Below are 13,422 nucleotides of genomic sequence, written 5' to 3'. Positions count from 1 at the left end.
CGATGGTGGGGCAGACGAACGAAGGCGCGGAGGCGTTGGCCGATCCTCAGCACGCCGAGATGACGACGCACACGGTGCTGTCCAAGCTGCGCGAGCTGATCGTCACCGGACAGATCGCGCCGGAAACACGTTTGCGTGCCGAGGCGCTGGCCGAACAACTCGAGGTTTCCAGAACACCGATACGCAGTGCGCTGGCCTTGCTGTCCGCGGAAGGATTGGTGAACTACAGCGTCAACCGCGGCTACACCGTTCGGCCTGTCACCATTCGTGACATTTTCGATTCGATCGACGTGCGCGCCACGCTCGAGGCGCTGGCGTGTCAACAGTCGGTGGAGCGAGGCTGGAGCGAGGAGGATCTGGGGAGGCTCGAAGCCCTGGTGCAGCAGTCGGGTGCCATCGTCGAGCAGGGCGAGTGGTCCGAGAGCATCGAGCGGCAGTGGTACGAGATCAATCGAACGTTTCATCGCTCGATTCACCATGCCGCCCACAATGCCGTGCTGAGAAACACCATCCGGATGACTCTTATATATCCGCTGTTGGGCGATGTGGCGCGGATCTCTCCCAGTGTTGCCGCTCATGTGCCGCACCGTCTTCGACAATTGCCCGCGACCGTCCCCGAGCACATCCGCGAGTCGCAGCTGCATCACGAAAAAATCGTGCAGGCGATTCGAGCCGGAGACGGCAACGAGGCGGGCCGGCTGATGTCCGAGCACGTCCTGACCACCAAGACGCGCCTGCACGCGGCAGCCACCTTGCGCTGAGTATCATCTTGGGTGGATGCAAAAGTGTCAATAAGAAAATCCAAAGAGAACTAGTTTTGCATCCAAAACGTTGACAGATTGCATCCCGCGCGCCTATCGTGCTCCCACCTGCTGTTCACGGCGGGGCCAGAACAATGACTTTCGGGGGGCAACATGAGTGCGAGCAGCCGACAGTGGTTGGTGTGCGGAGTGGCGGGTGCATTGATGTCCACGGCGAGTCCGGGTCGAGCCCAGTCGGCGCAGCCGGAGTTGGAGGAGGTGCTGGTCACCGCGCAGCGGCGCGGCGAGCGGCTGCAAGATGTTCCGATCACCGTCACCGTGTTGGACGCGGAGCAGGTTCAACACGCTCGCGTGCAACAGATCGGCGATGTCGCGATTCGCACGCCGGGTCTGAGCTTCGACGCCTACCCAGCCTCGCAACCCAGAGTTTTCATTCGTGGCATCGGCTCGTCCGATCGAGGTGCGGCGGGTGATCCGAGCGCTGCCGTTTTTCTCGACGAAGTCTATCTCGGCCGACCTGCCGCGGTGGCGTTCGATGCGTTCGACGTAGAGCGCATCGAAGTTCTGAAAGGGCCGCAGGGAACGCTCTATGGCCGCAACGTCGTCGGCGGCGCCATCAATGTGCTGAGTCGTCGCGCGGATCCATCGGCTTTCGACGCCGGCGCCGAAGTGACCGTCGGCAATTACCGAAGACTCGACGGCGCGGCGTTCGTGAACTCACCGTTGGCCGATGGCAAAGCTGCCATTCGAGCGAGCGGCAGCTGGCGCACTCACGACGGTTACGTGCGCAATACATTCACCGGCAACCGGGTCGAGGATCAGGACACTTCGAGCGCTCGCCTGCAACTCGCTGGACAACCGACGGACAACCTCCGCTTGTCATTGGCGGTCGACGGCACCCGCGATCGTGCCGCGGGCCCTGCACAGCACGTGCTCGACTTAGATGACGGCGCCGATGAGGCGGTGTTCTGGACGGTGGATCGCGACCGGAAACATACCGCGGGAGCGACCGATGGCTATCAGGATCGAGACACCTGGGGCGCACGCGTGCAAGTCGACTGGGATGTCCCGTTCGCCACCCTGACGTATCTGGGTTCCCACCGCGATCTCGATTACAGCACAGGCTACGACTTCGACGGCGGCAATGCCGCCACCAACCTCATCGACATTGCCGGCACGAACGAAGAGAAAAGTCATTTCTACAGCAACGAGCTCCGGATGAGCTCGTTACCCAGCGCCCGCGTCGCGTGGGTCGCGGGACTTTATAATTTTGGCAGCGACACCGATCGGCTGGATGTGCTGGCGCTGAACATCGCGGGCGATGCGCTCGACGAGATCTATACGCAACACGCAACGCTCGACAGCTACGCGGCGTTCGGCGATGTGACCTGGCCGCTGACCGACAGGCTCTCTGTCACGGGCGGCGTGCGCTACTCGCGCGACGAGAAGCTCTACCGTGTATCGAACACCGCCGGCGCCGCCATCGTGCGCGCCGATGAGCGCTTCGACGTGACCGTCGAACGAAGCTACGATGCCATGACCTATCGGGTTGGCGCGTCGTTCAACCTGGCCGACGACCATCTGCTCTACTTCATGGTTTCTCGCGGCTTCAAGAGCGGCGGGTTCCAGGATACGCCGTCGTCGGCAGCGGATGCGGCCGACGACTTCGCACCAGAGTACGCCACGCAATACGAAATCGGGCAAAAGAGCACGTTCGCCGACGGCGCGCTGGTTTGGAACAACACGCTGTTCCTGCTCGACTACACCGATCTGCAGACGCGCCGTGTGCTCGACAACCTCGCCATCGTGACCGACAACGCGGGCGAGGCCACCATTCAGGGATTCGAAACCTATGTGAGCTGGCGAGCTTTCGCCGGCGCGCGCCTGACGGTGAGCTACGCCTACACCGACGCGACCTTCGATGTGTTCAGTCCCGAGCCGGGCGTGGATTACGCCGGCAATCGAATATCGCGGACGCCGGAGCACAAGGTGGTGGTGTCGCCGTCGTATGAATGGTTGCTGCCGCACGGTGCGACCGTGAGCTTCGCGGCCGATTACAGCCACGAGAGCAAGATCTTCGACGACAACTCCAACACCGGACCGGAATTCCGCGAGCCCACGCACTTCGTCGACGCTCGCGTCATCTACACCAGCGTGGATGAACGATGGTCCGTGTCGTTCTGGGGCAAGAACCTGACCGATGAGCTCACGCGCACTTTTCAAGGCACCTTCCTGGGCGCGAACTTCGGCGCGTACAACCCGCCGCGAACTTACGGTGCCACTTTCTCCTGGAACTATTGATGCCAACCGAAATAACAAGAATTGACGGACCCATCCGTATATTCGTCCCCACCGGATCGCTCGGCGCAGGCGCGCGCGAAGAGGAGATCGAAGAGGCGATTGCACGAGGCGCACACGCTATCGCTACCGATGCGGGGTCGACCGACAGCGGAGCGGCGTACCTTGCACTGGGCATCTCGAAGAACAACAGAGGTTCGGTCAAGCGAGACCTCACGCTGTTGATGAAAGCGGCAGCGAAAGCGCGCATTCCGCTGATCGTCGGCAGCTGCGGTCAGGCCGGCGGCGATGCGAACGTCGATTGGACCAAGGCGATCGCACTTGAGGTTGCTGCCGAGCTGGGTCTGAGGCCGCGCATTGCCGTGCTCTATAGCGAGCAAAGCAAGGAGACGCTCAAGGCGAGGAACGCGGCAGGGAAGATTCGCGCACTGCCCCCGCTCGGTGCATTGGACGACGCCACGATCGATTCTTGCGATCACATCGTCGCCGTGATGGGACCAGAGCCTTACATCGCGGCGCTGGAAGCTGGCGCCGATATCGTTCTCGGCGGACGCACGACGGACACGGCTGTGCTCTCATGCTATGCGCTGATGAAAGGAGCGCCGGCCGGCGCGTCCTGGCACGCCGCCAAGGTCGCTGAATGTGGCGCTCAATGCACCACGAATCCCACAGCGGCGGCAGGCGTTCTCATCAGCATCGACGCGGATGGCTTTGAAGTGCAGACACTGGCGCCGGCCAATCACTGCAATCCGCACAGCGTGTCGGCGCACATGCTGTACGAGAACAGCAATCCATTCCTGCTGGCCGAGCCGGGTGGGGTGCTCGATGTGACCGAGGCTGACTACACCGCGTTGGATCCGCGCCGCGTGCGAGTCACTGGCTCGGTATGGCGGCCGCAGCCCTATACCATGAAGCTCGAAGGAGCAGGGCGAGGGCGATATCAAACGCTCATGCTGATCGGCATCCAGGATCCAGACATCCTGGCGCGCGTCGAGGAATTCCACGACAAGATGCTGGCGGCGTTGTATGAGCGCACGCGCAAGACCATCGGTCCGGCGGCAGGCGATTTTCATATCTCATTGCGCATGTATGGGTGGAACGCGGTGTCGGGCGACAAGCCGCCACCAGGAACGCCGGCGCCGCGTGAAATCGGTGTGCTGTTCGTCGCGACCGCCGATACGCAAGAGATGGCGACACAGATCGCCAAAGCGTGCAATCCATACTTTTTCCATTTCCCGCTCGATCTCGACAAGGAGCTGCCGAGTCACGCCTTCGCGTTCTCGCCGGCGGATATCGAGCGCGGGCCGGTGTACGAATTCAAATTGAATCATGTGATCGAGGTGGAGGATCCCTTGGAACTGGTGCGCACTGAGTGGCTCGACCTGCGGGAGCGCCCATGATGGCTACGATCAAGCAGGTTTGCCGGCACGTTCGTTCCAAGAACGCGGGCCCCTTCTGGGTGACCATCGATCTGTTCTTCGATGGCCCGGAGAACTATCGGCGCTATGCCGACTCGTCGGCCCTGGGGCCGGAGCTGATGCAGCGGCTCTACGGCGCCGATCCGCGACTGGTCAGAAGATATCCCGTGCCGAAGCTCCACATGGTGAAAATCTCGTACGCGCGGACCAGCGTCCAGGGCGGCGAAGTCGAGCGCGACATGCATTGCGGACAGCAGTACGTGCGCCTGTTGGACGTCGAGCTGGATGTCTGACCATGCGCAAGGTGATAGTCACACAGCGCTTCTTTGACGAAGCCTCCATGGAGTACCTGCGATCCAACCACTGCGATGTGACCATCGCCAAGTTGCCGCCAGGCAAAGCGGATGGCGAGGTGCCTGAAGCGGTGCTTCGAGAATGGCTGCAAGGGGCGGCTGGCTGGATCGTCGGTCATGCTCGCGTCACGCGCGATCTGCTGCTGGCATTGCCGGACCTGAAGATCGTGTCGCGGCGTGGGGTAGGCTACGAGCGCGTTGACGTCGCTGCGGTTCGGGAGTTAGGGCGCGTCGCTACGATCGCTGCAGGCGGCAACGACGCCACAGTCGCCGACCAGACGATCGGCATGATGTTGGCGCTTGGTCGCCGCTTTCGCGAAGGGCAAGCAGGCATCAATCGAGGCTCGTGGGCGATCCCGCTCGGCACGGATCTTTATCGCAAGACAGTGGGAGTGATCGGTCTCGGGCGAATCGGTCGCGCCGTGGTGAAGCGTCTGGCGGCTTTCGATTGCAAGATCCTGGTCCACGCTCCCCGGCAGGACGCCGAACTCGCAGCACGCCTCGGCTTCGAGTACGCGGCGCTCGATACCATTTTGGCCCAGAGCGACTACGTCACGTTGCACGCACCGCTGACGCCGCAGACCCGGTTTCTGATCCGGCAAGAAACCATCCGCTTGATGAAGCCGACGGCGTTCGTCATCAACACGGCGCGCGGCGGACTGGTCGAAGATCGTGATCTTCTACATGCGCTCGAGAACAAGGAGCTGGCGGGCGCCGGGCTCGACGTATTCATGAGCGAGTCCGATCCGAGCTATCAGCATGTGACCCAGGAGCTGGCCTCCATGCCGAACGTGATCGCTCAGCCCCATTCCGGCGCCTCCACGCGAGAAGGTCTCGATCGGACCAACATGATTGCGGCCCGATGCGTGGTCGCTGTGCTGAACGGCATGAATCCACCTTCCGAATGCATCGTTGCGGACGGCCGCGAGGTTCGATCCGCAGTGGCCCTGTGAGCGAGTTCATGAGCACCCTCAACACACTCTCGATTCCGAGCATCCAGCACCGCGTCTCGGCGGAAGAATGGCAAACGCGCGTCGATCTGGCTGCCTGCTATCGACTCGTCGCACATTTCGGCTGGAGTGATCTGGTGTTTACGCATATCACGGCGCGTGTGCCTGGCGTGCAGGATCAGTTCCTCATCAATCCGTATGGCTTGATGTTCGAGGAGGTGACCGCGTCCTCGCTGGTAAAGATTGGCGTCGCCGGCGAGAAGCTCGACGATTCGCCATTCCCCGTGAACCCGGCGGGGTTCGTCATTCACTCCGCCGTGCATTCGGCGCGCCACGATGCGCAATGTGTGTTGCACGTCCACAGTCTGAATGGCGTTGCCGTGTCGGCGCAGCGCGATGGTGTCCTGCCGATATCGCAGCAGTCGATGTTTGTGCTGGCAAGCCTGGGCTATCACGACTACGAGGGCGTGGCGCTCAATGAGGAAGAAAAGCCGCGATTGACCGCCGACCTGGGCACCAAAACTTTCCTCATGTTACGCAATCATGGCCTGTTGACCGTGGGGCCGAGCATCGCGGATGCGTTTCTCGCGATGTACATCTTCGAAGCCGCCTGCAACATCCAGGTGCGTGCGCAGTCAGGCGGCGCCGGTTTGTCGTTCATCCCTCAGCAGATGATCGCTGGCGCACGGGCGCAGGCGGCAGCTGCGACCCATTCGCTCGGTGGCAAATTGGTATGGCCGGGACTGCTCAGAATGCTCGACAGGCTCGATAGCTCTTACGCGACTTGAGCTGCCACTATCCCATGTCACGAACACTTTACCAGAAGCTGGTCGACAGCCATTGCGTGCTGCGCCTCGATGAGGAGCATGTCCTGCTGTACGCGGACCTGCACATCATGAACGAATACACCAGCCCGCAAGCTTTCGCCGGGCTGAGGGAACGAGGTGCGCCGGTGCGCAGGCCCTGGCAGAACGTCGCCGTGGTCGATCACATCATCCCGACGCATCCACTCAAACAGCGAGTCATTCTGGACGAGGCATCGGCGTTACAGGCGAGCAATCTTGCGCGCAACTGCGAACTCCATGGGATTGCGCTGTTCGATACCAACGATCCATTGCAAGGCATCGAACACGTCATCGCACCGGAACTGGGGATGATCCGGCCTGGAATGGTCGTGTTGTGCGGCGATAGTCACACCACGACGCATGGTGCGTTCGGCGCCCTGGGCTTCGGCATCGGCACCTCCGAAGTGGAGCACGTGCTGGCCACGCAAACGCTGGTTCATCGGGTGGCGAAGAACATGCGCATTCGGGTGGATGGGCGGTTGAGCGTGGGCTGCACCGCCAAGGACCAGGTGCTGCACATCATTGCAAGCATTGGCGCGCAAGGGGCGCGAGGCTATGTCGTGGAGTTCACCGGTGAAGCCGTCGCCGCCTTGTCCGTCGAAGCGCGCATGACCATTTGTAACATGGCGGTGGAGGCGGGCGCGCGTAGCGCATTGATCGCCCCGGACGACAAGACGCTCGACTATGTTTCGACCCGCGCGGTGGACTTGAAGCGGCATCTGCCGCGCGCGGTCGAACTATGGCGAGATCTGTGCTCCGACCCAGATGCGCGTTTCGATGCTGAACATCACTTCGACGCGAGCGAGGTCAGCCCGCGCGTGACCTGGGGCACCAGTCCCGATCAGTCAATCCGTATCGACGAGCGCGTCCCCGATCCGGCGGCAGCAGTGACGCCGCAGCAGCGGGACGCGGCGATCAGGGCGCTTCGTTACATCGGTCTGGAGCCGGGCGCATCGCTCCAAGGGCTGGCGATTGATCGCGTGTTCATCGGCTCCTGCACCAATGCGCGCATCGAGGATCTGCGCGAAGTCGCGAAGGTCGCCCGCGGTCGCAAGGTCGATCCACGGGTACGCGCCATGGTCGTTCCGGGCTCCGGCGCGGTGCGCGATCAGGCAGAGGCGGAAGGCATCGCTGCGGAGCTCATCGCTGCGGGATTCGAATGGCGGCAACCGGGATGTTCCATGTGTCTGGCCATGAATGATGACGTGCTCCGACCGGGCGAGCGGTGTGCATCGACCACCAATCGCAATTTCGAAGGTCGTCAGGGGCGCGCGGGTCGCACTCATTTGATGAGTCCGGCAATGGCCGCCGCCGCGGCGGTTGCTGGATGCATCACCGATGTGCGCCGTTTGGAGCGGGCCGATGAGCGGTAAGCATACGATTGCCGGCGTCGCGGCCGCATTGCCCATCGCCAATCTGGATACCGACCAGATCATGCCCAAGCAGTTCTTGCGGGGCATCGACAAGGCCGGGCTCGATCGAGGTGTCCTTTACGATTTGCGCTTCGATGGCGAGGGCCGGCCGCGTTACGATTTCATCCTGAATCGCGCCGAGTACGCCGACTGTCGGATCCTTGTAGCCGGGGAAAATTTCGGCTGCGGCTCGAGCCGCGAGCATGCGGTGTGGGGCTTGCTTCAGTTCGGAATCCGCGCGGTGATTGCGCCGAGCTTCGGCGAGATATTTCACTCCAACGCCATGAACAACGCGTTGTTGCTCGTTGCCGTCTCTCAGGCCGACGTCGATCGCTTCACGCGCGATGTGGAGCAACCGGCGAGCAATCGCATCGAGATCGATGTCGACCATTTGCAGGTGCGCAGCCGAACTCACGATGTGAAGTTCACGATGTCTGCTCGTCACCGGGCAATGTTTCTTGAAGGGCAGGACTTGATCGGCGCTTCGCTCGTTCACGCCGCGGCCATCGCCGAGTTCGAGCGCAAGCATTGGGATCGACAGCCTTGGTTGCAATCCATCGGCGCGGTGGTTCGCGCTCGGAAGAGTTGAGCTCACGGCGCGATTGAAATATTCCGCAGCCGCGTCTAACGCAAGGGCGAATTCGTCCCTCGTTAGTCACTCCATCCGAGGATGTCTGCTTGAAATATTCCATACCGTATGTCGCGGTGGTTGCCGCGCTCGGCGCGTTCAGTGCGTCGGCCGATGAAAAGTCGTCGCGATGGGGCCTGGGCCTGGGCGCCGTCGTCAGTGACAATCCATACGCCGGGCGAGAAGCTCGTTATCTGCCGATCCCTTTGCTCACCTACGATAGCAATCGTTTGTTTTTTCAGGGGATCACTGCCGGCGTTCATTTGCTGGATACCAGTGCACTGGAGATCGACCTGGTCGCCGAGGGCAATTTCGATGGCATCGACGTCGAAGATCTGGGCGTGCCAGAGCTCGCCCGCAATGGCATCGATCGAGCGCTGCTCGAAGACCGCAAGGACAGCGTCGATGTTGGCTTCGATATGAAGTTTTCCGGACGCTACGGCGAGCTGAATTTTCAGGCGCGCGCCGACGTACTCGACGCGAGCGGAGGCTACGAGGCGGGCGTGAGCTACGGCTATCCCATCGCGCTCAGTGAACGGCTGCAATTGACGCCCGGTGCGGGCGCGAGATGGCAGTCCGCCGACCGCGCCGATTATTACTACGGCATCCTGGATGAAGAAGTCGCGCGCGGCGTCACCAATTACCGCCCCGGCTCCGTTGTGATTCCCGAGGTCGGGCTCGATCTAAGCTACGCTTTCGCCGATCGATGGTTGATGCTCGGCGATATCAAATACCGCGCCCTGCCGAGCAAAGTCGAAGACAGCCCGTTGCTGGACTCGGGGCAGTCGATGGGAGTTTTCATCGGAGTGCTGCGCGCGTTCTAGTCGATGTGACGGACGCCGATGAAATAAGCGTCCGTCTAGACCCGCCGCCTTTGTTCGCTCGGCGGCGGGCATCGGAGCCTGAAGATCCGGCCTGCGCCGATCCTATCTTTTTTCTTCAGAGGCCTGCGGGTTTCTGCACATTTGTGCCGCGGGACGTGCGGATTCTTGCGCCCGAGCGGCGACAAGTCCTTGAGTATCAACGTATAAACATGGCCGCGAGGTCTTTGCAGGTGGATGGACGGCGACACCGGCGAGTCCATATTCTTTTCCCGGGGATCGCAACGACAAACAAGAACACTTATCAGTTGCCGGTGTCGATGGTGATCTTTCGCGGTCGCTATCGCAAATCGTTGTCCCACCCAGCGCCGCTCGAATCGAATGTACCGCTACGTTACGAGTTCGCGCTGCGCGCCGGATCGGTGACGCTGACCTTCCAACGTCCGGCCACCAACCTCGGCGTTGCCGTCACCGCGGCTTGACTCAGCAGTTCGGTGATTGACCGGCTTCGACGCGCCCTGGATAATGAGAACTATTCGCAATGCAGCTGCACATGCGGTTCTCATCGATATGAACAAGAAACTGGCCCTGGCCTGCTTGCCGTTCGTCTGCGGCGCGGCGTTCGCCCAAGAGACAGTCACCGAGTCCTCGTTGGAGACAGTGGTCGTCACGGGCAGTCGCGCGCCCGCCGAGATCTCCGAGATCGCAGCTTCTGTATCCGTCGTCGATGAGCGGCGGATCCGTGAGCAGCTAGCGCTCGATACCAACGTTCTGTCGGTTCTGGATGTCGCCGTCCCGGGGCTCACGGTGAGTCAGGGTGAATTCAGAAATGGCTGCCGTATGAATATCCGAGGGCGTGCGGCGCAGTTCCTGATCAACGGAGTGCCGACCAACGACAACCTTCGCCGCTCCACATGCGGCAGTTTGTTCGGCTTGAGCCCGCACGCCGTCGAGCGCATCGAAGTCGTGAGAGGCTCGACTGCGCTCTATGGCGCTGGCGCGCCAGGCGGTGTAATCAACCTGATCACGCGCGAGGCGCGCTCGAACGAAATCGAAGCCGATGTCGTCGGCCAGTGGAGTTTCAATCCACACGAGCGTGAGGCTTCGCACGAATACAACGTCTACGCCGGGATGGGGCAAAGCCTGGAAGCGTGGGATTACTACGCGGGCGTCGCCTACAACCGCTATGGCGTACGCCGCGACCCGAATGGAACCGTCGTGCCCGGAACGACATTCGATGAAGTCTCGGCGCATGCGTCGCTCGCGACCAGGCTTCAGGACGGCGAGCTGAAGTTCACGGCGTTATTTTTCAAGCAGGATCCGGACGATGTGTATTCCACGGACGGTAGCCAACTTTCCGGAGCGCGCTTTGCGCAGCGGGTCTTCGTTCCCGAGCCCGGCAATCCCTACGAAGAACAAGCCGAAACGACGCAAGCTGTCGTGACCTTGGGTTACACCCATCCCGAGATTCTCGGGCATGCGCTCGACCTTTCCGTCTACTATCACGACGAAGAGTTGATCCAGCGCTCCGCGGAGTATTTCGAGGGTGAAGTCTTCTACTTCGACAGCGACGCCGACAACGAGCGACTCGGGTTCCGGTCGGCGCTGAATCGCACGTTCAAGCTGTCCCAAGGCGATCTCGAACTGGTCTATGGAGTCGACCTGCTGCGGCAGAGCTATTACCGACCGCAGGTCGATCCAGCCAGTGGCGCCGTGATCGGTTATGTGTCGCCGGAAGTCATATTGGATCAATACGCCGCGTTTGCTCAGCCGCGCTGGCAGGTAGGACGGTGGCAGTTCACCGCTGGTGTGCGCCACGAGCGCTTCTCGGGCGAAGTGGGCGACCGCGGGTACGATCCAACGCTGCCGCGAGTCGCGACACCAGGTGAGACGCCGGACTTCGATCTCACCCTGTTCAACGTGGGCGCGATCTACAACCTGACCCAAACCCTGCAAGTCTACGGCGGTTTCAGCCAGGGCGCCGAGATCTCCGAGTTCGGTCGAGCCGCTCGAGGCGCGTCCGATCCGGCGATCATCAATCTCGAGGCGGACGCGTCGGACCAGTATGAAATAGGAGTGCGCGGCAACCTCGGCGCAGTGGCGTTTTCTGCGGCGGCGTTCTACTCGACTTCGGACAAGGCCGCCGATCTGCAGGCCGACCCGAGCTGCGTCGGACAGCCGCTGTGCCCACTGATTCCACTACGCCTCGAGCGCGAACTGTATGGCGCCGAGCTCACCTTCGACTGGCGCGTCCGCGATGATGTGACGGTCGGTTCGCTGCTCACCTATCAGGAAGGCGAAGCGAAGGAGCCGGGCGCGCCCGCCGTTGCATTCGGCGCCGACACGCTTTCGCCGTTGCGGATCACGGGCTACGTAGAGTTTCGGCCATTCGTCGATTGGCAGAATCGCGTGCAGGTCAGCTACATCCATGAGATGGACGAATACGATGCTGCCGAGCAAGCGCAAGGCTTCCTCAACACCGACTCATATACGTTGGTGGATTTCACCAGCAGCTACCCGTTGGGCCGCGGGCGTCTGGCGCTGGGTATCTCCAATCTGCTGAACGAGGAGTATGTCAACGTCACCAACCAGGCGAGCGGCGACTTCTTCTACTACCTTTCCGAAGGTCGTCGCGCGACGCTTGGTTATACCCTGCGTTTCTGAGCTCGCTTGCGCGCTCGCCGCTGGTTCGATTGGCATTCCTGGATCGGCGTCACCGCCGGCTTGCTGCTGTTCGTCATTTGTTGGTCCGGCAGCGTTGCGGTATTCAGCGAAGAGATCGACTGGCTGCTGAATCCCGCCGAGCGTGTCGCGCCAACCGGCGAGATGCGCAGCTGGGGAGAGTGGCAACGGGCCGCCGAGCAGGCTTATCCCGATCTTCGGGTGGATTCCATCATTGCTCCGCGAACGCCCCATGACGCCGCCGAGCTCTGGCTGGAGACGCCGGACGGCAAGCTGCTGCGCACCTACGTGAATCCATACACCGCGGAAGTCACCGGACAGACCGGCTACTTCAATGTGCAACGTTTCTTTCGCAGCCTGCACATGTCGCTGTTCGATCCGGGCGCGCGCGGGTATGGCTACTACTTCGTGATGAGCTTTTCTTTGGTGCTGGTCGCCTCGCTCGTCACCTCGCTCGTCTTCTACAAACGTTGGTGGAAGCGCTTCTTTGTTCTGCACATCCACAGCACCGCGCGTGCGTTCTGGTCCGACCTCCACAAGCTTGCCGGACTGTGGAGTCTCTGGTTCCTGGCGCTAATGGCGATCACCGGGCTGTGGTATCTGGTCGAGTTCGCGGGCGTGGACTTTGGCTATCCCGAGATCACGCCGATGCGAGGGGAGAGCGGAATCGAAACGCTATCGACCGATCAGTTGCTCGAGCACGCGCAAGCGGCTGCGCCGAAGCTTCAGTTCCAGCAGATGTACTTGCCCGGTGGCTACTATGGCGATGTCGGCGTCTTGCATGCGCAAGGCGATGCGGTGCTCGTGCGCAACCGTGCGAACACAGTGGTCGTCGATGCGTCATCCGGCGATCCGCTGCTCGTCAGGACGGCGCGCGATCTGGGGTGGCCTGCTCGCTGGGTCGATACCGCCGATCCACTTCACTTCGGCAATTTCGCAGGACTCATCGGCAAGACCCTATGGTTCTTGTTCGGTTTGTTGATGAGCGGGCTGTCGCTCACGGGAGCGTACCTGCACGTCAGTCGCCAGCAGCGGCATCAATTCATTGTGCCGCGCCGGTGGCCGGTGTTAACCGCATATGCGATCACCATCGCGGCGCTGTGCCTCGCCTGTTTCGGCGCGGTCCGGGAGCATTCGGCGTTCGCACCCATTCCGACCTCGCCATCGGTCTGGATGTTCATCGGCTCGTGGGTCACGGCCACATTGGCGGTGTTGACCGTCTGGATTCACAAGTTGCGTTGACCGGTTCCGGGG

General features: G+C 61.7%; 12 protein-coding genes. All 12 read left to right on the top strand.

Annotation, left to right across the window (positions count from 1 at the left end; genetic code table 11):
* Positions 1–2: 2 nt before the first annotated feature.
* The 12 genes from JM946_RS17910 to JM946_RS17855 all read left to right on the top strand — a co-directional run bounded on the left by JM946_RS17910 (position 3) and on the right by JM946_RS17855 (position 13,410).
* Positions 3–761 carry a GntR family transcriptional regulator gene (locus tag JM946_RS17910; protein ID WP_203168722.1) on the top strand — a complete coding sequence of 253 codons (759 nt, stop codon included), beginning with the start codon at positions 3–5 and terminating at the stop codon, positions 759–761.
* A 153-nt stretch (positions 762–914) separates the two neighbouring features.
* Positions 915–3,062, top strand: a complete 2,148-nt coding sequence (locus JM946_RS17905; RefSeq protein WP_203168721.1) for a TonB-dependent receptor — start codon at positions 915–917, stop codon at positions 3,060–3,062.
* Entirely contained in the window at positions 3,062–4,459 is a 1,398-nt protein-coding gene (locus JM946_RS17900; protein WP_218042961.1) for an acyclic terpene utilization AtuA family protein, read from the top strand. Before JM946_RS17905 ends, JM946_RS17900 begins: the two co-directional genes overlap by 1 nt.
* Positions 4,459–4,770 (top strand): DUF4387 domain-containing protein, encoded by a 312-nt coding sequence (locus tag JM946_RS17895; protein WP_203169228.1) that lies wholly within the window; start codon positions 4,459–4,461, stop codon positions 4,768–4,770. The genes JM946_RS17900 and JM946_RS17895 overlap by 1 nt, the downstream gene beginning before the upstream one ends.
* 2 nt (positions 4,771–4,772) lie before the next feature.
* Positions 4,773–5,783 (top strand): phosphoglycerate dehydrogenase, encoded by a 1,011-nt coding sequence (locus JM946_RS17890; protein ID WP_203168720.1) that lies wholly within the window; start codon positions 4,773–4,775, stop codon positions 5,781–5,783.
* Positions 5,784–5,791: 8 nt separating this feature from the next.
* Positions 5,792–6,568, top strand: coding sequence for a class II aldolase/adducin family protein (locus JM946_RS17885; protein ID WP_203168719.1), 777 nt, complete (start codon positions 5,792–5,794; stop codon positions 6,566–6,568).
* Positions 6,569–6,582: 14 nt separating this feature from the next.
* Positions 6,583–7,998, top strand: a complete 1,416-nt coding sequence (leuC, locus tag JM946_RS17880) for a 3-isopropylmalate dehydratase large subunit (protein ID WP_203168718.1) — start codon at positions 6,583–6,585, stop codon at positions 7,996–7,998.
* Positions 7,988–8,626 carry a 3-isopropylmalate dehydratase small subunit gene (gene leuD / locus JM946_RS17875; RefSeq protein WP_203168717.1) on the top strand — a complete coding sequence of 213 codons (639 nt, stop codon included), beginning with the start codon at positions 7,988–7,990 and terminating at the stop codon, positions 8,624–8,626. Before leuC ends, leuD begins: the two co-directional genes overlap by 11 nt.
* Positions 8,627–8,715: 89 nt before the next feature.
* Positions 8,716–9,489 (top strand): MipA/OmpV family protein, encoded by a 774-nt coding sequence (locus tag JM946_RS17870; protein WP_203168716.1) that lies wholly within the window; start codon positions 8,716–8,718, stop codon positions 9,487–9,489.
* Between the two features lie 209 nt (positions 9,490–9,698).
* Positions 9,699–9,968 (top strand): hypothetical protein, encoded by a 270-nt coding sequence (locus JM946_RS17865; RefSeq protein WP_203168715.1) that lies wholly within the window; start codon positions 9,699–9,701, stop codon positions 9,966–9,968.
* Positions 9,969–10,056: 88 nt separating this feature from the next.
* Entirely contained in the window at positions 10,057–12,150 is a 2,094-nt protein-coding gene (locus JM946_RS17860) for a TonB-dependent receptor (protein WP_203168714.1), read from the top strand.
* A 6-nt stretch (positions 12,151–12,156) separates the two neighbouring features.
* Positions 12,157–13,410 carry a PepSY-associated TM helix domain-containing protein gene (locus tag JM946_RS17855; protein WP_203168713.1) on the top strand — a complete coding sequence of 418 codons (1,254 nt, stop codon included), beginning with the start codon at positions 12,157–12,159 and terminating at the stop codon, positions 13,408–13,410.
* Positions 13,411–13,422 lie beyond the last annotated feature (12 nt).

The sequence above is a fragment of the Steroidobacter gossypii genome (genome assembly GCF_016801985.1).
GTDB lineage: Bacteria > Pseudomonadota > Gammaproteobacteria > Steroidobacterales > Steroidobacteraceae > Steroidobacter > Steroidobacter gossypii.
The sequence above is the reverse complement of the archived record's forward strand: the minus strand, read 5'-3'. Positions and strand labels throughout refer to the sequence as shown.

Excerpts from the sequence above, each read along its gene's own strand:
- JM946_RS17865 (WP_203168715.1), top strand. The coding sequence starts at position 9,699 with ATGGCCGCGAGGTCTTTGCAGGTGGATGGACGGCGACACCGGCGAGTC.
- leuC (WP_203168718.1), top strand. The coding sequence starts at position 6,583 with ATGTCACGAACACTTTACCAGAAGCTGGTCGACAGCCATTGCGTGCTG.
- leuD (WP_203168717.1), top strand. The coding sequence starts at position 7,988 with ATGAGCGGTAAGCATACGATTGCCGGCGTCGCGGCCGCATTGCCCATC.
- JM946_RS17910 (WP_203168722.1), top strand. The coding sequence starts at position 3 with ATGGTGGGGCAGACGAACGAAGGCGCGGAGGCGTTGGCCGATCCTCAG.
- JM946_RS17890 (WP_203168720.1), top strand. The coding sequence starts at position 4,773 with ATGCGCAAGGTGATAGTCACACAGCGCTTCTTTGACGAAGCCTCCATG.
- JM946_RS17885 (WP_203168719.1), top strand. The coding sequence starts at position 5,792 with ATGAGCACCCTCAACACACTCTCGATTCCGAGCATCCAGCACCGCGTC.
- JM946_RS17895 (WP_203169228.1), top strand. The coding sequence starts at position 4,459 with ATGGCTACGATCAAGCAGGTTTGCCGGCACGTTCGTTCCAAGAACGCG.
- JM946_RS17860 (WP_203168714.1), top strand. The coding sequence starts at position 10,057 with ATGAACAAGAAACTGGCCCTGGCCTGCTTGCCGTTCGTCTGCGGCGCG.
- JM946_RS17900 (WP_218042961.1), top strand. The coding sequence starts at position 3,062 with ATGCCAACCGAAATAACAAGAATTGACGGACCCATCCGTATATTCGTC.
- JM946_RS17905 (WP_203168721.1), top strand. The coding sequence starts at position 915 with ATGAGTGCGAGCAGCCGACAGTGGTTGGTGTGCGGAGTGGCGGGTGCA.